The organism is Pseudomonas sp. NPDC087358 (assembly GCF_044900785.1).
In the GTDB taxonomy this organism is placed as follows: domain Bacteria; phylum Pseudomonadota; class Gammaproteobacteria; order Pseudomonadales; family Pseudomonadaceae; genus Aquipseudomonas.
The window spans coordinates 85,754-105,331 of record NZ_JBJDOA010000002.1 but is presented as its reverse complement, the minus strand read 5'-3'; the positions used below and the strand labels follow the sequence as shown (position 1 = coordinate 105,331).

General features: G+C 58.5%; 25 protein-coding genes and 1 pseudogene. 14 read left to right on the top strand and 12 right to left on the bottom strand.

Annotated elements, in window-relative coordinates; genetic code table 11:
• Window positions 1–30: 30 nt before the first annotated feature.
• From ACI2KS_RS04125 to ACI2KS_RS04110, 4 genes are all read right to left on the bottom strand, one after another.
• Window positions 31–1,005 carry an alpha/beta fold hydrolase gene (locus ACI2KS_RS04125; RefSeq protein ID WP_404617470.1) on the bottom strand — a complete coding sequence of 325 codons (975 nt, stop codon included), beginning with the start codon at window positions 1,003–1,005 and terminating at the stop codon, window positions 31–33.
• Window positions 1,005–1,766 (bottom strand): class II aldolase/adducin family protein, encoded by a 762-nt coding sequence (locus tag ACI2KS_RS04120; protein WP_404618464.1) that lies wholly within the window; start codon window positions 1,764–1,766, stop codon window positions 1,005–1,007. The genes ACI2KS_RS04125 and ACI2KS_RS04120 overlap by 1 nt, the downstream gene beginning before the upstream one ends.
• A 177-nt stretch (window positions 1,767–1,943) precedes the next feature.
• Complete coding sequence (locus tag ACI2KS_RS04115; protein WP_404617468.1) at window positions 1,944–2,630, bottom strand: LrgB family protein; 687 nt, start codon at window positions 2,628–2,630, stop codon at window positions 1,944–1,946.
• Window positions 2,627–3,016 (bottom strand): CidA/LrgA family protein, encoded by a 390-nt coding sequence (locus ACI2KS_RS04110; protein ID WP_404617466.1) that lies wholly within the window; start codon window positions 3,014–3,016, stop codon window positions 2,627–2,629. Before ACI2KS_RS04110 ends, ACI2KS_RS04115 begins: the two co-directional genes overlap by 4 nt.
• A 141-nt stretch (window positions 3,017–3,157) precedes the next feature.
• On the opposite strand from ACI2KS_RS04110, the gene ACI2KS_RS04105 reads away from it, so the two are divergent.
• Window positions 3,158–4,030 carry a LysR family transcriptional regulator gene (locus tag ACI2KS_RS04105; RefSeq protein WP_404617464.1) on the top strand — a complete coding sequence of 291 codons (873 nt, stop codon included), beginning with the start codon at window positions 3,158–3,160 and terminating at the stop codon, window positions 4,028–4,030.
• Between the two features lie 16 nt (window positions 4,031–4,046).
• Here ACI2KS_RS04105 and ACI2KS_RS04100 read toward each other — a convergent pair whose 3' ends face one another.
• Window positions 4,047–4,502: a flavodoxin gene (locus ACI2KS_RS04100; RefSeq protein WP_404617462.1), complete on the bottom strand. Its 456-nt coding sequence runs from the start codon at window positions 4,500–4,502 to the stop codon at window positions 4,047–4,049.
• A 99-nt stretch (window positions 4,503–4,601) separates the two neighbouring features.
• Here ACI2KS_RS04100 and ACI2KS_RS04095 point away from each other — a divergent pair, with 99 nt between their 5' ends.
• Both ACI2KS_RS04095 and ACI2KS_RS04090 read left to right on the top strand, forming a co-directional pair.
• Complete coding sequence (locus ACI2KS_RS04095; protein ID WP_404617460.1) at window positions 4,602–5,057, top strand: PAS domain-containing protein; 456 nt, start codon at window positions 4,602–4,604, stop codon at window positions 5,055–5,057.
• 72 nt (window positions 5,058–5,129) lie between these two features.
• A complete protein-coding gene (locus ACI2KS_RS04090) occupies window positions 5,130–5,735 on the top strand; it encodes a hypothetical protein (RefSeq protein WP_404617459.1) in 606 nt (201 codons plus the stop codon).
• 101 nt (window positions 5,736–5,836) lie between these two features.
• On the opposite strand, the gene ACI2KS_RS04085 is transcribed toward ACI2KS_RS04090, so the two are convergent.
• Entirely contained in the window at window positions 5,837–6,787 is a 951-nt protein-coding gene (locus tag ACI2KS_RS04085; RefSeq protein ID WP_404617457.1) for a MerR family transcriptional regulator, read from the bottom strand.
• 217 nt (window positions 6,788–7,004) lie between these two features.
• On the opposite strand from ACI2KS_RS04085, the gene ACI2KS_RS04080 reads away from it, so the two are divergent.
• The 6 genes from ACI2KS_RS04080 (at window position 7,005) to ACI2KS_RS04055 (ending at window position 10,341) form a co-directional block, all read left to right on the top strand.
• Entirely contained in the window at window positions 7,005–7,574 is a 570-nt protein-coding gene (locus tag ACI2KS_RS04080) for an antibiotic biosynthesis monooxygenase (protein WP_404617455.1), read from the top strand.
• Window positions 7,575–7,869: 295 nt separating this feature from the next.
• A complete protein-coding gene (gene folM / locus ACI2KS_RS04075) occupies window positions 7,870–8,580 on the top strand; it encodes a dihydromonapterin reductase (protein ID WP_404617453.1) in 711 nt (236 codons plus the stop codon).
• A gap of 22 nt (window positions 8,581–8,602) precedes the next feature.
• On the top strand, window positions 8,603–9,163 hold the full coding sequence (gene folE / locus ACI2KS_RS04070) for a GTP cyclohydrolase I FolE (protein ID WP_404617451.1): 561 nt from the start codon (window positions 8,603–8,605) through the stop codon (window positions 9,161–9,163).
• A 4-nt stretch (window positions 9,164–9,167) separates the two neighbouring features.
• Complete coding sequence (folX, locus tag ACI2KS_RS04065) at window positions 9,168–9,539, top strand: dihydroneopterin triphosphate 2'-epimerase (RefSeq protein ID WP_062386812.1); 372 nt, start codon at window positions 9,168–9,170, stop codon at window positions 9,537–9,539.
• Between the two features lie 171 nt (window positions 9,540–9,710).
• Window positions 9,711–10,007 carry a DUF1244 domain-containing protein gene (locus tag ACI2KS_RS04060; RefSeq protein WP_404617449.1) on the top strand — a complete coding sequence of 99 codons (297 nt, stop codon included), beginning with the start codon at window positions 9,711–9,713 and terminating at the stop codon, window positions 10,005–10,007.
• The gene (locus ACI2KS_RS04055) at window positions 10,000–10,341 is read left to right on the top strand and encodes a HopJ type III effector protein (protein ID WP_404617447.1); all 342 of its coding nucleotides are present in this window, start codon (window positions 10,000–10,002) and stop codon (window positions 10,339–10,341) included. Before ACI2KS_RS04060 ends, ACI2KS_RS04055 begins: the two co-directional genes overlap by 8 nt.
• A gap of 180 nt (window positions 10,342–10,521) precedes the next feature.
• Here the strand turns inward: ACI2KS_RS04055 and trxB are convergent, their stop codons facing one another.
• Both trxB and ACI2KS_RS04045 read right to left on the bottom strand, forming a co-directional pair.
• Window positions 10,522–11,484 carry a thioredoxin-disulfide reductase gene (trxB, locus tag ACI2KS_RS04050; protein WP_404617445.1) on the bottom strand — a complete coding sequence of 321 codons (963 nt, stop codon included), beginning with the start codon at window positions 11,482–11,484 and terminating at the stop codon, window positions 10,522–10,524.
• A 156-nt stretch (window positions 11,485–11,640) separates the two neighbouring features.
• Window positions 11,641–12,240, bottom strand: a complete 600-nt coding sequence (locus ACI2KS_RS04045; protein ID WP_404617443.1) for a peroxiredoxin — start codon at window positions 12,238–12,240, stop codon at window positions 11,641–11,643.
• Window positions 12,241–12,504: 264 nt separating this feature from the next.
• On the opposite strand from ACI2KS_RS04045, the gene cysZ reads away from it, so the two are divergent.
• Window positions 12,505–13,251, top strand: coding sequence for a sulfate transporter CysZ (gene cysZ, locus ACI2KS_RS04040; RefSeq protein WP_404617441.1), 747 nt, complete (start codon window positions 12,505–12,507; stop codon window positions 13,249–13,251).
• Between the two features lie 266 nt (window positions 13,252–13,517).
• Complete coding sequence (locus tag ACI2KS_RS04035) at window positions 13,518–14,027, top strand: hypothetical protein (RefSeq protein WP_404617439.1); 510 nt, start codon at window positions 13,518–13,520, stop codon at window positions 14,025–14,027.
• Window positions 14,028–14,068: 41 nt separating this feature from the next.
• On the opposite strand, the gene ACI2KS_RS04030 is transcribed toward ACI2KS_RS04035, so the two are convergent.
• Window positions 14,069–14,521 (bottom strand): hypothetical protein, encoded by a 453-nt coding sequence (locus ACI2KS_RS04030; RefSeq protein WP_404617438.1) that lies wholly within the window; start codon window positions 14,519–14,521, stop codon window positions 14,069–14,071.
• A 445-nt stretch (window positions 14,522–14,966) separates the two neighbouring features.
• Here ACI2KS_RS04030 and ACI2KS_RS04025 point away from each other — a divergent pair, with 445 nt between their 5' ends.
• A complete protein-coding gene (locus tag ACI2KS_RS04025) occupies window positions 14,967–15,269 on the top strand; it encodes a hypothetical protein (protein ID WP_404617436.1) in 303 nt (100 codons plus the stop codon).
• Between the two features lie 162 nt (window positions 15,270–15,431).
• Window positions 15,432–16,598, top strand: a complete 1,167-nt coding sequence (locus ACI2KS_RS04020) for a glycosyltransferase family 4 protein (protein WP_404618463.1) — start codon at window positions 15,432–15,434, stop codon at window positions 16,596–16,598.
• Between the two features lie 164 nt (window positions 16,599–16,762).
• On the opposite strand, the gene ACI2KS_RS04015 is transcribed toward ACI2KS_RS04020, so the two are convergent.
• The 3 genes from ACI2KS_RS04015 to ACI2KS_RS04005 form a co-directional block, all read right to left on the bottom strand.
• Window positions 16,763–17,866 carry an NADH:flavin oxidoreductase gene (locus ACI2KS_RS04015; protein ID WP_404617434.1) on the bottom strand — a complete coding sequence of 368 codons (1,104 nt, stop codon included), beginning with the start codon at window positions 17,864–17,866 and terminating at the stop codon, window positions 16,763–16,765.
• 225 nt (window positions 17,867–18,091) lie between these two features.
• Window positions 18,092–18,574 carry a glutathione peroxidase gene (locus ACI2KS_RS04010; protein ID WP_404617432.1) on the bottom strand — a complete coding sequence of 161 codons (483 nt, stop codon included), beginning with the start codon at window positions 18,572–18,574 and terminating at the stop codon, window positions 18,092–18,094.
• A 119-nt stretch (window positions 18,575–18,693) separates the two neighbouring features.
• A complete protein-coding gene (locus tag ACI2KS_RS04005) occupies window positions 18,694–19,179 on the bottom strand; it encodes a peptidylprolyl isomerase (protein WP_404617430.1) in 486 nt (161 codons plus the stop codon).
• Between ACI2KS_RS04005 and ACI2KS_RS04000 the strand changes: the two are divergent.
• Window positions 19,178–19,511, top strand: a pseudogene (locus tag ACI2KS_RS04000) (DUF3565 domain-containing protein). The gene ACI2KS_RS04005 and the pseudogene ACI2KS_RS04000 overlap by 2 nt on opposite strands.
• Window positions 19,512–19,578: the final 67 nt, after the last annotated feature.

Genomic DNA, 19,578 nt, shown 5'->3' with positions numbered 1-19,578 from the left:
GAGTGTCAACCAGTCATTGGGTGGTCACAATCAACACGACACACTCTGAATAGTGCTCGATAACGCAGGGGGATGATCGGCGATCATGCTTTTGACCGTCGCAGAGGGCGCGATGGGCTCGGCTCGAAACCGCCCCATCGCCGCACGAAACTCTTCATAGGCTCCAAGCACCGTGGCGGGGGCCTCGGTGTGCGGGTAACGACCGATACGTGGGATCAGCACGGTATCGGGATGAGGAACCAGCTCCCGATAGCGCTCCACCATATGCTGGCCGGAAACCGGATCGGCGGCGCCATTGATGAAGCGCATGGGCACACGACTGTGCTGCATCGCCTGCACCCACCGCGCGCGCTGCACGATGCGCTCGGGAATGTAGCTGATCAGCCGGTACATGATGTGATGGCCGTTATTGACCGCAATCAGGCTCCAGAAATCGTCCAGTTCGCTTTCGCTGGGCCGTGTGTCGGGTCCGAAAATGCGGCTGAAGTCCCGGTCCAGGTTGTCGCGGTTGAAGATCCGTCCCACCAGCCAGCCGACGGGGCTGAGCAGCAGTTTCTGGATCAACAGTGGGCGATGGGTTTCCGGAAACAACCCGCCGTTGAGAAACACACAACTGGCCATGTCGAAACTGCCCTCCCCGTGCCGGGCCAGCAACTCCTGGGCGACGCTGTCGCCATAGTCGTGAGCCAGGACATGCACCGACTGCTCCACCTGCAAATGGGCGAGCAACGCTTGCTGAAGGTCGGCCTGTTCCACCAGGCTGTAGGCGTGATCACGAGGTTTGTCTGAATCGCCGAAGCCAAGCATATCGCAGGCGATCACCCGGTATTGACGCGACAGTGGCTGCCAGAGGTAATGCCAATCCCAGCTGGCGGTAGGAAAGCCGTGAATCAATAGCAGCGGTTCACCCTGGCCTGCAGTCCAATAGCGAATTCTCTGACCGCGGAACATGAAATCGTGGCCGCGGGTGCGCCAGACGCTCAGAGGAATTTCCGCCAGGCTCATTACTGCGCATACCCCGGCGCGAACTGATCGAGTTTGCGCAACAGCGCCGGCCAGGCCAGTTGCCCGCCCATGCCTTGGGCGCTGCGCGTTACGCCGGCGATCATGGCTTTGGCGCCCGCCAGGATCTGCCCGTCGATGGGGATCAACTCAGCGCCGCCGCCCTGGGCCAGGACCTGGATTTCACAGGCGCGCTGGAAGGTGAACATCATCAGGAAGGTATCAGCGATGCTCGAGCCGCACGTCAGCAGGCCGTGATTGTGCAGCATGAGAAAATTGCAATCCCCCAGGTCCGCCTGCAACCGTGCCTTCTCTTCAGGGTTCAACGCCACGCCCTCGTAGCCGTGATACCCGAGGCTGGACAGCACAAACAGCGATTGCTGACTGATTGGCAGCACGCCTTGCCTCTGCGCTGAAACCGCCACGCCGGCAGCCGTGTGGGTATGCATCACGCAGACCACATCGTGACGCACTTCGTGCACGGCACTGTGAATGGTGTAGCCAGCAGGGTTGATGTCGTAAGGGCTGTCCATGAGTTTTTTGCCGGTCTGGTCGACCTTGACCAGGCTCGACGCAGTGATCTCATGGAACATCAGACCATAGGGATTGATCAGGAAATCTTCGGTGCCCGGCACCTTGGCCGAGATGTGGGTGAAAATCAGATCATCCCAGCCGTGCATGGCGACCAGTCGATAACAGGCCGCCAGATCGACTCGTGCCTGCCATTCAGCGGCGCTGACGAGATCTTCGACGGTGGGACTCATGGGACTGACGGCTTCGCTATGCACTTGGGCGACTTTCACGATCCACTTCCTCGGCGGGTTGACCTGCTCTAATGGATCAGCAGTCTAGCCAGCAGTCAGCAAAGCGGTACTTGCCTTGGCAGCCACCTTAATGACCCGGCGAGTCAGTGCCACTGCCAGCGCTCTGGCCCGGCCTTTTCAGAGCATCCAGACCAGTAGCGGCGCGGCAAACAGATTGAGCAGACCGGTCAGGACCATGACCAATCCGGCCACCGAACCCTCTTCGCCGCCCACCTCGCGTGCCCGACTGACGCCGGCCCCATGGGCGCCGACGCCGAACAGCGCGCCGCGGGCCAGCGCCGTGCGTAACGGCAGCCATTTGAGCAACACACCGCCAAGCGCTGCGCCGAACACACCGGTGCACATGACAAACACCGCGGTCAGCTCGGGAACACCGCCCAGATCATGCGCCAGGGGCATGGCAAACGGCGTGGTGATGGAGCGCGGCACCAATGACATCGCCACCGAAGTGTCCAGCGACAGCGCCCGGGACAGCCCGAAGGAACTGGCGATCGACGCCGCGCTGCCTGCCAGCATGCCGATCAACAGCGCAGGCCAGTGACGCGCCAGCAGGGCACGCTGTTGCCAGATCGGCACAGCGAACGCCACCGTGACCGGCCCCAGCACCAACATCAGCCAATGGGTATTGGTGGAGTACTCCGCGTAGGCGGTGTGCATCGGCACCGCGATGGCCAACAGCACCGTGGGCACCAGGATCAATGGCGATAGCAGATACACGCCGGTTCGGCGATACAGCCAGCGACTGCTGACATACGCCACCACGGTGACAAGCAACCAGAAAACCGGCATCAGCTCGAACTTCATCCCTGGCGCTCCAGTGACCGGTCCTTGAGGCGGCAAACCATCTCGACGGTGAATGCCGTCACCAGCATGACCATCAGTGTGCTGCAACCGATCACCAGCATGATTCGCCAGCCTTCATTGCGCAGCAGCGTGCCGTAGTCGAGCAGGCTCATCAGTGGAGGGATGAAGAACAACAGCATCTCGGCCAATAACAGCCCGGCGCCCATTTGCAGCGTCGCCGGTTTCAGCAGGCCACTGGCAAAGGTCAGCAACAACAGCGCCAGGCCGATCACACCACCGGGAATCGGCCAGTTCAACCACAAGGCGATTTGACAGCCCACCTGATAGATCGCCAGCAGGACGAGCAACTCGATAACCAGGCGCGCGACGTGGGTTAAATGCTTCATGGGCTTTCAGTCCTCAGAGGACTGCAGTCTATCGACCTGACGATCATCCCAAAAACGAATTAAACGACTTAGTTCTATTCCAATACGGAATCTTTGCGTTCAATATGGCGCCATACTCGTCATCAGTGGTTATCGGTGGTCATGGAATTCAAACAGCTGCGCAGTTTTATCGAGGTCGTGCGTGAAGGCGGGTTCACCCAGGCTGCCAGAACGCTATTCATCAGTCAGTCGGCCGTCAGCAAGCAGGTGGCCCAACTTGAGGAAAACCTGGGTGTGTCCTTACTCGATCGCCATGGTTCGCAGATCAACCTCACTGCCGCCGGCAGGGTCGTCCTGCAGCGCGCCGAAGAAATGCTCATCCTGCGTAACGGGCTGCTCCGCGAGCTGGATGACCTGAGCAATCTGGCGCGAGGGGAGCTGCACCTGGGGTTGCCGATGCTGGGCAGCGACACTTTGTTCGCCAAGGCCTTCGCCGAGTATCGACGGCTGTACCCGAACGTCACCATTCACCTGCTCGAAGGTGGCAGCCGAGCCATCGAACAGGCGGTGATGAGTGGCGAGCTGGAATTGGGAGCGAGCCTGACGCCGGACGATCCCGCCTTCGCCTGCCAGCCGTTCTGCGATGAACCGCTGGACGCGCTGTTGCCGGCCGATCATCCCCTGGCTCACCTGCAGGAGGTGGAATTGAGCCAGCTGGCAGACACGCCGTTTCTGCTCTATCAACGCAGCTTCGTACTCAACGACCGACTGTTGCAGGCCTGCCAGCAGGTGGGGTTCACACCCAGGGAGGGAGGCCGCAGCGGTCAGGCGGACTTTCTGGCGGCGCTGGTCGCGGCCGGCCAAGGCGTGGTGCTGTTGCCGCAGATCGTGGCGCGGGCGCTGGTCAGGCCTGGGGTGGTGCATGTCAGTTTGAAGGCCCCTCAGAGCCTGCGTTGGGACATCGCTTTCATCTGGCGCGAAGGTGCCTATTTGTCCAAGGCAGCCCAGGCCTGGCTGGCGCTGCTACGTCAATAACAGCGCCGTCACCGTGTCAGGCGCCGAGCTTTCCGACGAACTCGGCCAACCACGGCTCGGCGTCGCTTTCCGGAGTCACGGTTTCGCTGGCATCCAGACGCAGCATGTCGTGGACTTCACGAATGCCCAGCTCCACGAACAACTCGCGCATCTGCTCACCACCGCCGCAGAAGGTATCGCCATAACTGGCATCACCCAATGCGATGACGCCCCCGGGCAAGCCGCGCCATGCCGCGGGCAGCGCATCGCGTATCTGCGAATACAACGGCTGCAGGTTGTCCGGCAGTTCGCCCAGGCCGGTGGTCGAGGTCACGGCCAACAACGCCTCTGGAGCGAAGGCTTGCAAGTCGGCGAGGGTTGCCCGTGGGTTGAACAAGACCTCGTGGCCGGCGTCCTTGATGATCTGCTGAGCGTGCCGGGCGACTTCTTCGGCCGAGCCGTACACCGAGCCCGAAACAATGGCGACTTTCATGGAGTGATCCTGTGACTGAGTAAAATCGTGCGGCATTATGCCCCAGGCAGACGCAATGTCTTAGAATGCTGGCTTTGCGATGTCACTAGGGAGCCGTACATGATCAACGCAAAACTGCTGCAGTTGGTTGTCGACGCATCCAACGACGGCATCGTGGTCGCCGAGCATGAGGGTAACGATAACATTCTCATTTACGCCAACAAGGCATTCGAGCGACTGACCGGTTTCAGCGCCGAAGAGATTCTTTATCAGGATTGCCGCTTCCTTCAGGGCGACAACCGCGACCAACTGGCCCGCAAGGTCATCCGCGAGGCGCTGAACAATGGTCAGCCCTGCCGTCAGATTCTGCGCAACTATCGAAAGGACGGGACGTCTTTCTGGAATGAGCTGTCGATCACCCCGGTGTTCAACGAGGAGGAAAAGCTCATGTATTTCATCGGCATCCAGAAGGACGTCACTGAACAGATCCTGGCGCAACAGAAAGTTGTCGAATTGCAGGCCGAACTGGCGCAAGCTCATCTGGCGTTAGAGGCGTTGAAGCGCAACATTCAGTAACTGACGAACGGCGGCAACCAATCGGCGAATTTTTTGTCTGCTTTTCCAATAACCGGTTAATCGAGCTTGGCCATGCAGCGCGACAATATCCTCACGCAGGATGAACTGGAATTCATCCAGAACATGCAGCACAACCCCAAGCTGAACCTGCGCGACAACTCCCGCAGTCTGCTGGTCAATGGTGGTGTGCAAATTCAGGACCTGTTGACGCGCCTGGCGGCTCATGAACAAGTGACGATTCAGGCCCAGTTCGACAATCAGCAGATGACCTTTCCGCTGCACCTGGTCGAAGACGAATTCCACGCGCTACATCTGGAACTGGGCGCTCCCAGCATCTTTGAAGAAGGTCCGCGCATTCGCCCCTGGCGCCTGACGCTGCCTGAACCTGTCGCTCTCGAGACCGAAAAGGGTTCGCTGACGGCGTTATGGGTGCACGAGATTTCGTTCAAGGGCATCCTCCTGGAAATCCGCAAGCAGACCAAACCACCGAAATATTTCTCCGCCTGGTTCACGCCTGTCGGACTGGCACCCATTGCTCTGCGCGGGACCTTCGAGCGCCTGACCGAGCAAGGCCTGGCAGCGTATCGCTTGAGCCAGAACAGCAAGGAAGACACCGAGCGCCTGCGCCAGTACATCCTTCAGGAACACCGCAAGATTCATCCCTCGATGCACCTCTGAAGCCCGCTCTAGCAACAGCGCAACTTGCCAGCACTAGCGATCTCAAGGAACGCTGCCGCCGACAAACCGGACTGCTAGCAAAGGCCTGACCAGCGCTGCCCTCAGGTATCCAGTCGCCCCGCCAGAAACTGCTCCAGGCGCCGCTGCATGACGTGACCCTGAGCGCCAAGGCAAGCGATTGGCGAGCCCTGCAAGCTGTCCTGCGCCAGATCGGCCGTTTCTCCGGCCAACAATAACGGACAGTTCAGGCCCAGCCCGAGACGCAGCAACCTTTTGGGCAAATCCGCGATCGGCACATCGTTGGAAAAAAGCACCAGCGCATCGGGCTGCATCTTGCCGCATACCAGGCTCAACTCCTCCAGCGGCTGCCCCGGCGCCAAGACGCTCAGACGGGTCTGCTCGGTGCTCAGCAGCAGACCGGCAACCCATAACTCCAACTCACGACATGCGCCCGGCAGCGCCGCCAGCAGCACATGCTGGCGAGTGTCGCGCCGCATCTGGCGTGCACGCTCAAGCGTACGTACGCGCAGGAAACTGTCTAGAAACAACCATTCGCTGATTTGCCCGAAAGCATCACGGCGTGCGGCGAAGTCCCGCCAGACGGGCATCAGCACGTCCTCGAACACCTCGGTCAAATCACAGCTGGAAAAGATTTCGTCACAGACCTGCTGCAACCGATGCTCATTGAATTCGTTGACCGCCTGGCGCAGGTGCGCCTGCCAGGCCTGTTGGCCGTCGCTGCTGGCCAGGCTGCGCGGTCCTCGTGCTTTTGCATCCTGATCTCGCGCCCGCGCAAGAATCTGCCCGACCTTGCTCACGGCAACCCCACGCTCGATCCAGCCGGTGATGCTGCGCACCGTGTCGACATCGGTCTGGGAGTACAGACGATGGCCGCCTTCAGTACGGGTCGGCACGATCAAGCCATAACGACGTTCCCAGGCCCGAAGGGTGACCGGGTTGACGCCTGTGAGTCGCGCGACCTCGCGTATGGGAAACAGATCTTCCTGTTGCAAGCCGTCACTGCCCGACGGGGCGCAGATCAATTGATTCATTGGAATGTCGATCACCAGGCCGTAAAGGATGCCGATTGTACATCTGCCGTTGAGCGCCTGCCCCGCCCGGATAGCCAAAGACTGCTGGCTTTATGCGCCGATTCAGGAATAATCCTTGCTTGCTTTTTCCAACGAAGCTGACGCAGCGCCACCACCCCGGCGTTACGCCATGTGATTTCCCTACCCGGGAAGCTCACTCGTCTATCGGAGATACACAATGTCTACCTCACCCGTCACGCTGATGGTTGCCCGTCGCGTCGCCCACGGCCGCTATCAGGAGCTGATTGCCTGGCTGCATGAAGGCGAACAACTGGCTACCGACTTCCCCGGCTACCTGGGTTCAGGCGTGCTCGCACCGCCCCCGGGAGACGACGAATTCCAGATTATTTTCCGCTTCGCCGATGAAGCCACCATGCACGCCTGGGAGCATTCTGCGTCCCGGCGCTCCTGGCTGGTGCGTGGTAGCGGTTTGTTCGCCAAGAACTCCGTGCATCGCGTACGCGGCATGGATGGCTGGTTCGGTGCGGTCGGCCAGCGCCCGCCACGCTGGAAACAGGCCGTGGCCATCTGGCTGGCGTTCTTCCCGGTCTCGCTGATCTTCAACTACGTGCTGGGCCCTTTGCTCGGTCAGCTGGAGTTGCTGCCGCGGATCATGCTCAGCACATTGATGCTCACGCCGTTGATGGTGTTCTGGTTCATTCCCCTGTCCACGCACCTATTGTCAGGCTGGCTGAACAACAACATCCAGGTGCCTGCCGCGCCCGCCGAATCGGCACCGAGCCGCTGACGCCGCGAACTGATTGCAGGCGCCGGCTTGCGATCGAACGTGGTGTGTCTATGAGAAATGAATCGTCTGACACACCGCTGTCGCTGGTGTCATAGCCTTCGACGTCTGCTAACACGATTGTGTCGTTTCCCTAATGGGTAAACGACCCGATATGTTGTACACCACTGACCATTGGGTTAACTTTGCCCCAGACGGTCGTTCTCTGATGGCGCAATGAGACCAATTGCTGCCCGATGCCTGAGCCGATACGCCCGCGACCTTCCCGTTTCTTTTCCTTGATGACGCGTGAGTAGCCATGGCCTCCTCCCCTGCCCCTGTTCTGATCACTGGCGCCAGCCAGCGCATCGGCCTGTATTGCGCGGAGCAGCTGCTGGCCGAAGGTCAACCGGTGATTATCAGCTACCGTTCCGAGCGTCCGGGCGTGCAACGCCTTGAACAACTGGGCGCAATCACCCTGAAGGCGGACTTTTCATCGCAAGCAAGCGTGATGGCGTTCATCAGCCAGCTCAAGGCACACACTGACAGCCTGCGCGCCATCGTCCACAATGCCTCGGAATGGCTGGCCGAAACCCGGGGCGATGAAGGTGACGTGTTCATGCGCATGTTCAACGTGCACATGCTTGCGCCTTACCTGATCAATCTGCATTGCGCCGACCTGCTGCTGCGTTCGGACAAGGCCGACATCATCCATATCGGCGACGATGTCACGCGCAAGGGCAGCAGCAAGCACATCGCCTACTGCGCGAGCAAAGCGGGGATGGACAATCTGACCCTGTCGTTCGCCGCCAGATTCGCCCCGAAAATCAAGGTCAACGGCATCGCCCCGGCCATGCTGATGTTTCAACCCGACGACGATGAACAGTATCGCGCACGCACCCTGGCCAAATCGGCAGTGGGGATCGAGCCCGGTCCCGAAGTGATATATCAGAGCCTGCGTTATCTGCTGGACAACCCCTACGTCACCGGCACCACTCTGACCGTAAACGGTGGACGGCACGTCAAGTAAGCCGCCCCGAGGAACCCTTTTGATGACTCTGTCACTGCCACAGCACTATCGCGAAATCCTTCTGGGCCTGGGCGAAGACCCGGAGCGCGAAGGCTTGCTGGACACCCCCAAGCGCGCGGCCAAGGCCATGCAGTATCTGTGTCATGGTTATGACCAGACGCTGAAGGAGATCGTCAACGGCGCGCTGTTCGTTTCCGACAATGACGAGATGGTCATCGTCAAGGACATCGAGCTGTATTCGCTGTGCGAGCATCACCTGCTGCCCTTCATCGGCAAGGCGCACGTGGCTTATATTCCGACGGGCAAGGTGCTGGGTCTGTCGAAGATTGCACGGATTGTCGACATGTACGCGCGGCGCCTGCAGATCCAGGAAAACCTGACCCGCCAGATCGCCGACGCCATTCAAGGCGTGACCAGCGCTGCCGGGGTGGCGGTGGTGATCGAAGCACAGCACATGTGCATGATGATGCGTGGCGTCGAAAAGCAGAACTCGACCATGAACACCTCAGTGATGCTCGGCGCCTTTCGCGATTCGACCACGACACGGATGGAATTCCTGCAACTGATCGGACGGAGCAAGTAGTCCCATGGCAAGACTCGAACCAGGCACCGCACGCATCCGGGTCAAGGACCTGTGCCTGCGCACCTATATCGGTATCAACGAAGACGAAATCCTCAACAAACAAGACGTGCTGATCAATCTGACGATCCTGTACGCGGCCCAGGAAGCGGTGCGGGACAACGATATAGATCACGCGCTCAACTACCGGACCATCACCAAGGCGATCATTCAGCACGTGGAGAGCAACCGCTTTGCCCTGCTCGAGCGCTTGACCCAGGAAGTGCTGGATCTGGTGATGAGCCACGACGCGGTGCAATACGCAGAGGTCGAAGTCGATAAGCCGCACGCGCTGCGCTTTGCCGAATCGGTGTCGATTACCCTGGCGGCGGAACGCTGATCCGGACGTGACGCATCGCCTCTAGCAGTCCGGCTTGCCGGCGGGGACGCATCTGAATACGCCAGCGCCGGCAAGCGGCACTGCTACAGGTCGGATAAGAGGCGCAGGCATTGCCCACCCCGCCCTGCACTCTTATCATCCGCCCATCTATTTATCCGCACAGAGCCTGTCATGACCGAGCAACAACGTCTCGAACTCGAAGCCGCCGCCTTTCGTCGTCTGGTCGCCCATCTCGACAGCCGCAAGGATGTGCAGAACATTGACCTGATGAACCTCTCAGGCTTCTGCCGCAACTGCCTGTCCAAGTGGTACAAGGCCGCCGCCGACGAGAAACAGATCGACATCACCCTGGATGACGCCCGCGAAGTGGTCTACGGCATGCCATACAGCGAGTGGAAATCCCAATACCAGAAAGAAGCCAGCGCTGAGCAGCAAGCCGCGTTCGCCAAGGAAAAAAAGCATGACTGACCTGAACGCCCTGCGCGCCAGCCTGAACAGCGGCGAGCATGTATTCGCCGACACCTTGTCGTTCATCGCCGCGCACTACGACTATCAGCCTCAGCCGTTCAGCAACGGGCCAGTGGAGAATGCGGCGGGCCAGAACGAAGGTTCGTGCAAGACCCTGGGTCTGGCGTTGCTGGAAGGTCTGAGCGATGAACAAGCGCTGCTGGCCTTCGGTGAGCACTACCGCTCGGTGCTGGCGACGCCAGAAGGCAGCGACCACGGCAACATCCGTGCGTTGATCTCCCACGGTCTGGCCGGTGTGAAATTCACCACGCAGCCGTTGAGCCGCAAAGCCTGAACTGCCGCTAGCCCTGCAGAGTGAGCTTGCTCTCGACACCTATCCACCTGTGAAGGGCGCGATGACCGACCCATTGCAATCGCGAGCAAGCTCACTCCTGCAATGAATGGGGAGGGCGCAGGGTCGATGCAGACACAAAAAAACCGGCCTCGGCCGGTTTTTTCGTTGTACAACACCTGATCAGAACGAAGCGTTCGCCAGGCCATCCAGATAACGCTCTACGTCCAGCGCGGCCATGCAGCCGGCACCGGCCGAGGTGATCGCCTGACGGTAGACGTGGTCAGCCACGTCGCCAGCAGCGAACACACCGTTGACGCTGGTCGCCGTGGCATTACCTTCGCGACCGCCCTGCACCACCATGTAGCCGTCTTTCAACGCCAACTGGCCGTCGAACAGCGAGGTGTTCGGCGTGTGGCCAATGGCGATGAACACACCGTCGACTTTCAGCTCCGAGAAGCTGCCGTCGTTGTTCTTCAGGCGCGCACCGGTCACACCCATGTCATCACCCAGCACTTCGTCCAGAGTGGCGTTGAGCTTGAGCTCGATCTTGCCTTCGGCCACCCGAGCGTGAAGCTTGTCGATCAGGATCTTTTCGGCACGGAAGGTCTCGCGGCGGTGAACCAGCGTGACCTTGCTGGCGATATTGGCCAGGTACAGCGCCTCCTCGACGGCCGTGTTGCCACCACCGACCACAGCGACCGGCTTGTTGCGGTAGAAGAAACCGTCACAGGTCGCGCAGGCCGAAACGCCTTTGCCCATGAACGCTTCTTCGGACGGCAGGCCCAGGTAACGAGCGCTGGCGCCGGTGGCGATGATCAGTGCGTCGCAGGTGTAGGTGCCGTTATCGCCCTTGAGGCTGAACGGTTTACCGGCCAGATCGACAGCGTTGATGTGATCAAAGACGATCTCGGTTTCAAAACGCTCGGCGTGCTCGCGCATACGCTCCATCAGCACCGGGCCGGTCAGGCCATGGGGGTCGCCCGGCCAGTTGTCGACTTCGGTAGTGGTGGTCAACTGACCACCCGCCTGCATGCCAGTGATCAGCAGCGGCTTGAGGTTGGCGCGTGCCGCATAGACCGCAGCGCTATAACCGGCAGGGCCGGAGCCGAGAATAATCACTCGGGAATGACGTACATCGGACATGACACACTCCTATCGACCGGCCATCGTTACGTGTGGTCGGAGTTACTGAGGTCTAGACCAGCGCAGTGGCTGGAATAAAAGGATTGGCCAAGCGCGTGAGAACGAGCTCGCCAACCCTGAAAACTTGAAGCTGCGACCCAGGCCGCAGCAACGCTGTTACAAGCTCTTGGCGTGATCGGCCAGGTAGTCGGCGACACCTGAAGCGTCAGCCTTCATGCCTTTCTGGCCCGGACGCCAGCCCGCCGGGCAGACTTCACCGTGCTGTTCAGTGAACTGCAGTGCTTCAACCAGACGCACCATGTCATCCACATCCCGGCCCAGCGGCAGGTTGTTCACAACCTGATGCTGGACGACGCCAGCCTGGTCGATCAGGAACGATCCGCGCAGCGCGACGCCGTCATCGTGTTCGATCCCGTATGCGCGAGTGATTTCGTGCTTGATGTCGGCAACCATGGTGAACTGCACCTGGCCGATGCCGCCCTTTTCAACCGGGGTGTTGCGCCAGGCAGCGTGAGTGAAGTGCGAGTCGACGGAAACGCCAACCACTTCAACGCCCAGGTCGCGGAACTTGGCGATGCGGTTGTCGTGCGCGATGATTTCCGATGGGCACACGAAGGTGAAGTCCAGCGGCCAGAAGAACAGCACGACATACTTGCCACGCAGCGAGGACAGCTGGAAGCTGTCGACGATCGAACCGTCACCCAGGACCGCCGCTGCTGTGAAATCAGGGGCTTGTTTGTTGACCAGAACGCTCATTGCGACTCCTTCGAGGTTCAAAGTGAATGGGAATAGGTCTAAAAGATGCCCGCAAGCTTATCGGGGCGGCGAAGATTAAGGAAATATCGTTTCACAATCCACCTCATAGACCTCACCTATCCTCACAATGCAATCGAGCCGCAACCTGTCGATAGACTTTAACCGCGCCGGATTGTTTCGGCGAATGTCCCAGGGATCGATCCAGCTTCCGCCCTCGCCGCAAAGCCGGTAAGGTCGGCGCGATTTCAACATTCGGAGGCCCACATGCCTGCACCCGCCCTGTCCGGCCCGCAATACCTGCGCGAAGGCCTGAAACTGGTCCTCAGCCCAGGCCTGCGTTTGTTTGTCCTGCTGCCTCTGACCATCAACCTGGTGCTGTTCAGCGCCCTGATCTATTTCGCCGGCCACGAGTTCAGCCTGTGGGTCGACTCATTCATGCCGGCACTCCCCGCCTGGCTGAGCTTCCTCAACTACATCCTCTGGCCGCTGTTCGTGGTGCTGGTGGTGCTGATGGTGTTTTTCACTTTCACCATGATCGCCAACGTCATTGCCGCCCCTTTCAATGGCTTCCTCTCGGAAAAAGTCGAAGTGGTCCTGCGGGGTACCGATGACTTCCCGGCGTTCAGCTGGGGCGAGCTGATCGAAATGATCCCGCGCACCCTGAGCCGCGAAATGCGCAAGCTGGGTTATTTCCTGCCACGCGCCATCGGGCTGTTCATCCTCTCGTGGATTCCAGTGGTCAACCTCATCGCCGCCCCTCTTTGGCTGCTGTTCGGCGTATGGATGATGGCCATCCAGTACATCGACTACCCTGCCGACAACCACAAGATGAGCTGGCAGGACATGCTCGCCTGGCTGCGCGCCAAACGCTGGCAGAGCATGAGCTTTGGCGCGATTGTTTACCTGGTGCTGCTGATCCCGGTGGTCAACCTGCTGATGATGCCTGCGGCGGTGGCTGGGGCGACGTTGTTCTGGGTCAGGGAGCGTGGGGCGCAGACAGCGCTGCAGTAAAACATTGAAATCAGTGCGAAGCCCCGGTCACTCGGGGCCATTATTTATAAACGCGAGGCTACAACTTTCCGATCACGGCAAATCTTTGCCGCCTTTATTCTCGAGATTTTTTTTGGCAGACACTGCTCAATCGTATAGTCCCTAAGAATGTTCGCGTATGTTTCACCCATATTTACGGGCTTAATATCCAGTAACAATCGCACAATCAACAGCTGGCATCTCCCTTGCAATCGCCTCCCATGCCACAACTATGAAGAGGCATAGCCATGCGCAACAGTGTGAATGAAATCTCTACCCTTGCTTACAGCCCTGTACAGGCGTCTGTAGCCGATAGCTCTGTGAACTCGAAACCGGACATCAAAATGGGTATCAGTTTTTCAAAAACGTTAAACGGGTTGACGGCTGAGGTGCCCAACATACCGCCAACCCGCACCGTTAAATTAACTGAGCTCTATGAATGGTTGGTCGAGGGCTGTAGCGATGATCCTATATGGGCTGAAAAAGCGGCTTTTTTATACGGATGCGAATACATCGAAAGCCCGCTGTTGAATGTCAGCGAGTGGCCAACCATACGGATTGCGGCATCCGGCGAAATATATACACCAGAGAAAGCAGCCTATTTCAAGCAGATAACAGACCTTTTCCATGAAAGACGCGTAGAGCTTTATAAAAATGAATTATCCAAAGGTACTCCACCGTTGGAAATCATCGATAAAATATTTAATTACAACGAAACTCTACCCGAGGATTTTCAAAGAATGTCGGGCTGGCTGTAATTTTTCCTGTATTGAGGCAGAAGCGGCATGAGCAAATTTGCTCACACCGCCCTGAGCCCGCTTTTGCCCCACCAGTTCACCGTGAGGCTCCCCGACAATCCCCACCCAGGGTTGAACGGGCGCCCCACACCGGTCACAAGAAAGTAAAACGGCACTGCAGCACTGGTGCGGTTAAATGCGGTACTGGTACCGTTTTTCTGATAAGAAATATTCTTACAGATGTTCGTCGCTACCTGACATAGCTGAACACTATAACTCTGGTGGTTAGATCGGCCACCCCAACTCCAACTCACATTTTGTATTTTCACTCCATCGGCAGCCACCACATTATAAGGAATGTAGATCCTATGTGTTTGCCCTGCAGAATAAGTGTATGGGAAGTCAACCTCAGATTGATATTGACCAGCCAAAACGCCCGTCGAACTCACCGAGAGCGAAATCAAAGCCAGTGCCACCCAAGCTCTGAGGTGGAACTGTTTATTATAAAATTTCATTTTTTTGCATCCTGTTTTATTTTTTCATAGAACGACTTCATCCAATCCTCGCTCCAGTTCGTAGAACAATCTGGCTCGACAATTTGACGTTATTCAAAAAACAGTCTGCGTCAACGCATTATTAAAAACCTAAAGGAAAATCGGATTCGTCCTACTACACCCCACAAATATTAATTCCAAAAACACACCAGTGAACACATAGCCAATGCGTCACATTGCAAATACCACATTAGCTGTGATCCCATCGACTTTTTAAAGCACCGTCCAATTTTCGCATTCATTGGCTCGCGAGGCTTCAGCTGCCGCCTGAGTCATCTGAGAGCTTAGGCGACACTTTAAAAATCGAGAGCGTTCCTACTGAAATCTTCCGTACATCTTACAACCGGACCGCTAGACCATAGGCATGCCCAGTTCCGGGCGTTTTCATCAGCGGGAGTTACATATCATGGAATCGAGTCGTATAAACGCTTCAAACCAGAACGACGCACTTCGTAGCTCTGCCCTGCTGGCGAAGAGACCTAAATCCGAACCCAACGCTCCCAAGTTCATGCAGGTGTTGGCCGAAGCTGTGGAAACAACTACATCGAAGACAATAAAAGCCGAGCTCGCCAACCTCGCCAGGCTCGTGAAACCTCGCTCTCATATGCAGTTGACCAGCCTTAATCCCGTCCAGACTAGTTACACGCCAGAAGCCGCTGCACTTGAAAGGATCGGAAAGTGGCGGATTTTGCCGTTTTCGATCAGCTAGCGGGACAGCCTCATCTAGGCCATGTCGGCGGCCAAGGCTTGCACGCCGACATGCCGATGTAAGCACTCTTCAGAAAGAGGATGGGCAGGTTTCTTGTTCAAGGTCACAAATCCATCACCCAATCGCCACACCAGCGCAATGCCAGCCTTCGAAACTGCTGGCATGAGTAAATCCCTGCATATCACCCTTATTACTGAAACCTACGCACCCGAAATCAACGGCGTGGCCAATACCCTGAGCCGGCTGTGTGACGGGCTGCGTTCGCGCGGCCACAGGGTCGAGGTGGTTCGCCCGCGGCAAAATGAAGATCAATTGCGCGCTGTCGGGGAGGATCTGATGCTGTGCCGCGGCTGGCCGATTCCGGGCTATCCCGGATTGCAGTGGGGGCAGTCGTCAATGCACAAGCTGCTGCGCCGCTGGCAGCGCAATCGCCCGGATGTGCTGTATATCGCCACCGAAGGCCCATTGGGCCTGTCGGCGTTAAGGGCTGCACGACGGTTACACATCGCGGTGGTCAGCGGCTTTCATACCAATTTTCAGCAGTACACGCGCCAATACGGCCTTGGGTTCATCACCCGGCTGATCACTTCCTACCTGCGCTGGTTTCATAACCGTTCAAACGCGACGCTGGTGCCCAGCGTCAGCCAGAAGACGGAGCTTGAGCGGCGTGGTTTCGAGCGCCTGGAGTTGCTTGCCCGGGGCGTGGACTGCCAACTGTTTCATCCCTCCAAACGCTCGAACTTTCTTCGTGAATCCTGGGGACTGGAGCCCGGCGACACGGCGATCTTGCATATAGGCCGTCTGGCGCTGGAAAAGAACCTCGGCGTGCTGAAAACCAGCTTTGACGCTCTGGTCAGCGCTTATCCCGATAAAAAGCTGAAGCTTGTTATCGTCGGCGACGGGCCAGTGCGTACGACCCTGCAACAGCAACTGCCGGACGCGATTTTCTGCGGTGCCCAGCGTGGGGAAGCGCTGGCGACCCACTATGCGTCGGGGGATTTGTTTCTCTTTCCAAGCCTGACTGAGACCTTCGGCAATGTGGTGCTCGAGGCCTTGGCATCCGGGTTGGGGGTAGTGGCGTATGACGAAGCGGCCGCCGCCCAGCATATTCGTCATGGTCATAACGGTGCTGTGGCGATGCCGGGCGATGAGGAGGGTTTTATCGATTCTGCCTGCTGGATGCTGGAGGACGACGAGACGCTGCGGCGTGTGAGGCTCAATGCCCGGCAACACGCCAGTCGCCAAGGCTGGACGGGGATTATCGAGGCGTTCGAGTGTTATCTGCGCACTGCCAGTGAGACGCGGGACGGGGTGGTGGTGGGGATGTGAACGGTTGACCTCCATCCTGTAGCGCACGACACCCATGTAGCAGCATGGCTTGCCGGCGGCAGCGATTTCGAAAACGCCACCGCCGACACGCCGTGCTGCGCCAGGGATTGCTCGCTACCTGGGTCATGGGCAGTGCGCACAATGATCCATTGGGCGCTAAGCGCTTACTCCAACTTACCCAGCGCATCCCGGCTGAAGGGCAGGATGTCCTCCTCGCGGCCATCGCGCACCTTCACGGCCCAATCCGGGTCGACCAGCAGCGCACGGCCCACGGCCACCAGATCGAATTCATCGTCGCCCAGACGCTTGAGCAGGTTTTCCAGGCTGGCCGGTTGTGCGACCTTGTCGGTGTTGACCATGAACTGCAGGAACTCGCCATCCAGTCCGACGCTACCCACGGTGATGGTCGGCTTGCCGGTGAGTTTGCGCGTCCAGCCAGCCAGGTTGAGGTCAGAACCTTCGAATTCAGGCTCCCAGAACCGACGCGTCGAGCAGTGGAAAATGTCCACCCCTGCGTCAGACAACGGCTTGAGAAATGCACCCAGCGCTTCCGGCGTCTGCACCAGACGCGCGGTATAGTCCTGCTGTTTCCACTGCGAGTAGCGCAAGATGATCGGAAAGTCAGGCCCTACAGCAGCACGTACGGCTCGGATCAACTCGATGGCGAAACGTGAGCGCTGAGCCAGGTCGCCGCCATATTCATCGGTGCGCTGATTGGTCCCCTCCCAGAAAAACTGATCGACGAGGTAGCCGTGTGCGCCATGGATCTCTATGCCATCCATGCCGATTTCCTGAGCATCTTTCGCAGCCTGGGCAAAGGCGCCGATGACGTCGGCGATGTCCTGCTTGCTCATGCCGTGGACGACGACCGTGCCATCCTTGAGCTTTTCGGTGGGGCCGTAAGCCGGCACCGTGCCATCCGGCTCCGTCCCGAGTCGGCGAACCGCGCCAACATGCCAGAGTTGCGGGACAATCTTGCCGCCCTCGGCATGAACCGCGTCCACGACCTGCTTCCAGCCTGCCAGCGCAGCCTCGCCAAAGAACTGCGGGACGTTCGGATAGCCGTTGGACGCCTTATGGCCGACAGTCGTGCCTTCGGTGATGATCAGGCCCACCCCGGCAGCGGCGCGGCGGCGGTAGTACTCGATGACTTTGGCATTGGGCACCCCGCCCGGAGAGAAAGAACGGGTCATCGGCGCCATGACTACGCGGGTCGGTAATTGCAGAGAGCCCAGATGAAAGGGTCTGAACAAGGCTTTGACTGGCATGCAAGCGTCCTCGGCAACATGAAATATTATGAAGGTCATAAATCATGACCTGATCGAGACGCGCTGCGAAGCACTATTGACTGGAGTGATTAAGGTTTAGAAGGAAAAATCAAACAATGGCAGGAGCGAGCTGGCTGGCGCCGGCAGATCGTCAGTCAGAACAGCTGGCGGCAGGCGCTGCAATCGCGAGCGAACTCACTCCACAGGGAATTTATCGGTCGACAATCAATGCAGCGCTTTTTCGATCGCCTGGATCACCGCAGGATCGTCCGGTGTCGTGCGTGGCGAGAAGCGCGCCAGCACTCGCCCATCCTGGCCTACGAGAAACTTTTCGAAGTTCCAGGTGATCTCCCCGGGGAACTCGGCGCCTTCACCTGCGAGCATCTGATACAGCCGGTGACGATGAGGGCCGTTGACTTCAAGCTTGTCACCCAGCGGAAAGGTCACGCCGTAGTTCAGCGAGCAGAATTCCTGGATTTCGTCCTGGGTTCCGGGCTCTTGACCGGCAAATTGATTGCACGGCAGGCCCAACACGCTGAAGCCTTTGTCCTTGTATTTCTGATAAAGATTCTCAAGTGCCGCGTATTGTGGCGTAAGGCCGCATTTGGAGGCGACGTTGACCACCAGCACCACTTTGCCCTTCATTGCCGCGAGAGGCAGTTCCTGGCCATCCAGAGCTTTTAATTTCAGGTCGTGAAATATACTCATGACGAACTCCCCTAAAAAACGTCGGCCGAAAAAGGCGCCCTGTCAGGCCGCGAAAACAACAAGGTTTCCGCAAAGCCCGCGAGGACGCCTGGCCAGCTATTTGAGCTTAGCAGGACAAATCAGTGGTGATGACCGCCTTCGCCATGCACGTGACCGTGAGCGATTTCTTCTTCGCTGGCGTCACGAATATCAACAATCTTGACTTGGAAATGCAGGCGCTGACCGGCCAACGGGTGATTGCCGTCTACGGTCACATCGTCGCCGTCCAGATCGCGGATGGTCACGATCTGCATCTGGCCGTCTGGCGCAGACGCGTGGAACTGCATGCCGACTTCCAGTTCGTCGACACCTTCGAACATGCTGCGGCTCAGGGTGCTGACCAGTTCGGCCGAGTATTCGCCGTAGGCGTCTTCAGGCTCGATAGCGACCTTCATTTCGTCGCCAACATTCTTGCCTTCCAGTGCCTTTTCCAGACCCGGAATGATGTTACCTGCGCCTTGCAGGTAAACCAGCGGCGCGCCGCCGGCAGAACTGTCGATGACCTCACCAGCGTCATTGGTCAGGGTATAGTCAATGGAGACAGCCTTGTTGGCGGCGATCGGCATGGGGCGAGACCTTTTGCAAATAGAGATATGAGCGAACAAGTCTAACCAAGCGCTCGCGCGAAAGCGAACGCAACTCGGACGGACGGCCCCGATTGCACGACACCTCAATACCCCAGAGCGACACCATCATTACCGGCTTCCACCAAGACCCGGACGGTCACTGGGTGGTCGAGCTGTCCTGTGGCCATACCCAGCATTTGCGTCATCAGCCGCCATGGCAGTCACGGGCCTGGGTACTGGATGCAGTCAAGCGACAGGAAAAAATAGGTCAATCCTTTCGCTGCGGCTGGTGCGCGCAAGGGTCAGATAACGATAACCTTGTGCCCCGTTGAGACGCTGCGACTGAACAGCGTCCTGTTTTATCCGGTCCACTGGCAGACCTTACGACGCCACGGCCTT

Excerpts from the sequence above, each read along its gene's own strand:
- folX (WP_062386812.1), top strand. The coding sequence starts at position 9,168 with ATGGCAAGACTCGAACCAGGCACCGCACGCATCCGGGTCAAGGACCTG.
- ACI2KS_RS04010 (WP_404617432.1), bottom strand. The coding sequence starts at position 18,574 with ATGAGTATATTTCACGACCTGAAATTAAAAGCTCTGGATGGCCAGGAA.
- ACI2KS_RS04125 (WP_404617470.1), bottom strand. The coding sequence starts at position 1,005 with ATGAGCCTGGCGGAAATTCCTCTGAGCGTCTGGCGCACCCGCGGCCAC.
- cysZ (WP_404617441.1), top strand. The coding sequence starts at position 12,505 with ATGCCTGCACCCGCCCTGTCCGGCCCGCAATACCTGCGCGAAGGCCTG.
- ACI2KS_RS04105 (WP_404617464.1), top strand. The coding sequence starts at position 3,158 with ATGGAATTCAAACAGCTGCGCAGTTTTATCGAGGTCGTGCGTGAAGGC.
- ACI2KS_RS04100 (WP_404617462.1), bottom strand. The coding sequence starts at position 4,502 with ATGAAAGTCGCCATTGTTTCGGGCTCGGTGTACGGCTCGGCCGAAGAA.
- ACI2KS_RS04080 (WP_404617455.1), top strand. The coding sequence starts at position 7,005 with ATGTCTACCTCACCCGTCACGCTGATGGTTGCCCGTCGCGTCGCCCAC.
- ACI2KS_RS04060 (WP_404617449.1), top strand. The coding sequence starts at position 9,711 with ATGACCGAGCAACAACGTCTCGAACTCGAAGCCGCCGCCTTTCGTCGT.
- ACI2KS_RS04015 (WP_404617434.1), bottom strand. The coding sequence starts at position 17,866 with ATGCCAGTCAAAGCCTTGTTCAGACCCTTTCATCTGGGCTCTCTGCAA.
- ACI2KS_RS04110 (WP_404617466.1), bottom strand. The coding sequence starts at position 3,016 with ATGAAGCATTTAACCCACGTCGCGCGCCTGGTTATCGAGTTGCTCGTC.
- trxB (WP_404617445.1), bottom strand. The coding sequence starts at position 11,484 with ATGTCCGATGTACGTCATTCCCGAGTGATTATTCTCGGCTCCGGCCCT.
- ACI2KS_RS04025 (WP_404617436.1), top strand. The coding sequence starts at position 14,967 with ATGGAATCGAGTCGTATAAACGCTTCAAACCAGAACGACGCACTTCGT.
- ACI2KS_RS04020 (WP_404618463.1), top strand. The coding sequence starts at position 15,432 with ATGAGTAAATCCCTGCATATCACCCTTATTACTGAAACCTACGCACCC.
- ACI2KS_RS04055 (WP_404617447.1), top strand. The coding sequence starts at position 10,000 with ATGACTGACCTGAACGCCCTGCGCGCCAGCCTGAACAGCGGCGAGCAT.
- ACI2KS_RS04120 (WP_404618464.1), bottom strand. The coding sequence starts at position 1,766 with ATGAGTCCCACCGTCGAAGATCTCGTCAGCGCCGCTGAATGGCAGGCA.
- ACI2KS_RS04035 (WP_404617439.1), top strand. The coding sequence starts at position 13,518 with ATGCGCAACAGTGTGAATGAAATCTCTACCCTTGCTTACAGCCCTGTA.
- ACI2KS_RS04030 (WP_404617438.1), bottom strand. The coding sequence starts at position 14,521 with ATGAAATTTTATAATAAACAGTTCCACCTCAGAGCTTGGGTGGCACTG.
- ACI2KS_RS04115 (WP_404617468.1), bottom strand. The coding sequence starts at position 2,630 with ATGAAGTTCGAGCTGATGCCGGTTTTCTGGTTGCTTGTCACCGTGGTG.
- folE (WP_404617451.1), top strand. The coding sequence starts at position 8,603 with ATGACTCTGTCACTGCCACAGCACTATCGCGAAATCCTTCTGGGCCTG.
- ACI2KS_RS04095 (WP_404617460.1), top strand. The coding sequence starts at position 4,602 with ATGATCAACGCAAAACTGCTGCAGTTGGTTGTCGACGCATCCAACGAC.
- ACI2KS_RS04005 (WP_404617430.1), bottom strand. The coding sequence starts at position 19,179 with ATGCCGATCGCCGCCAACAAGGCTGTCTCCATTGACTATACCCTGACC.
- ACI2KS_RS04085 (WP_404617457.1), bottom strand. The coding sequence starts at position 6,787 with ATGAATCAATTGATCTGCGCCCCGTCGGGCAGTGACGGCTTGCAACAG.
- ACI2KS_RS04045 (WP_404617443.1), bottom strand. The coding sequence starts at position 12,240 with ATGAGCGTTCTGGTCAACAAACAAGCCCCTGATTTCACAGCAGCGGCG.
- ACI2KS_RS04090 (WP_404617459.1), top strand. The coding sequence starts at position 5,130 with ATGCAGCGCGACAATATCCTCACGCAGGATGAACTGGAATTCATCCAG.
- folM (WP_404617453.1), top strand. The coding sequence starts at position 7,870 with ATGGCCTCCTCCCCTGCCCCTGTTCTGATCACTGGCGCCAGCCAGCGC.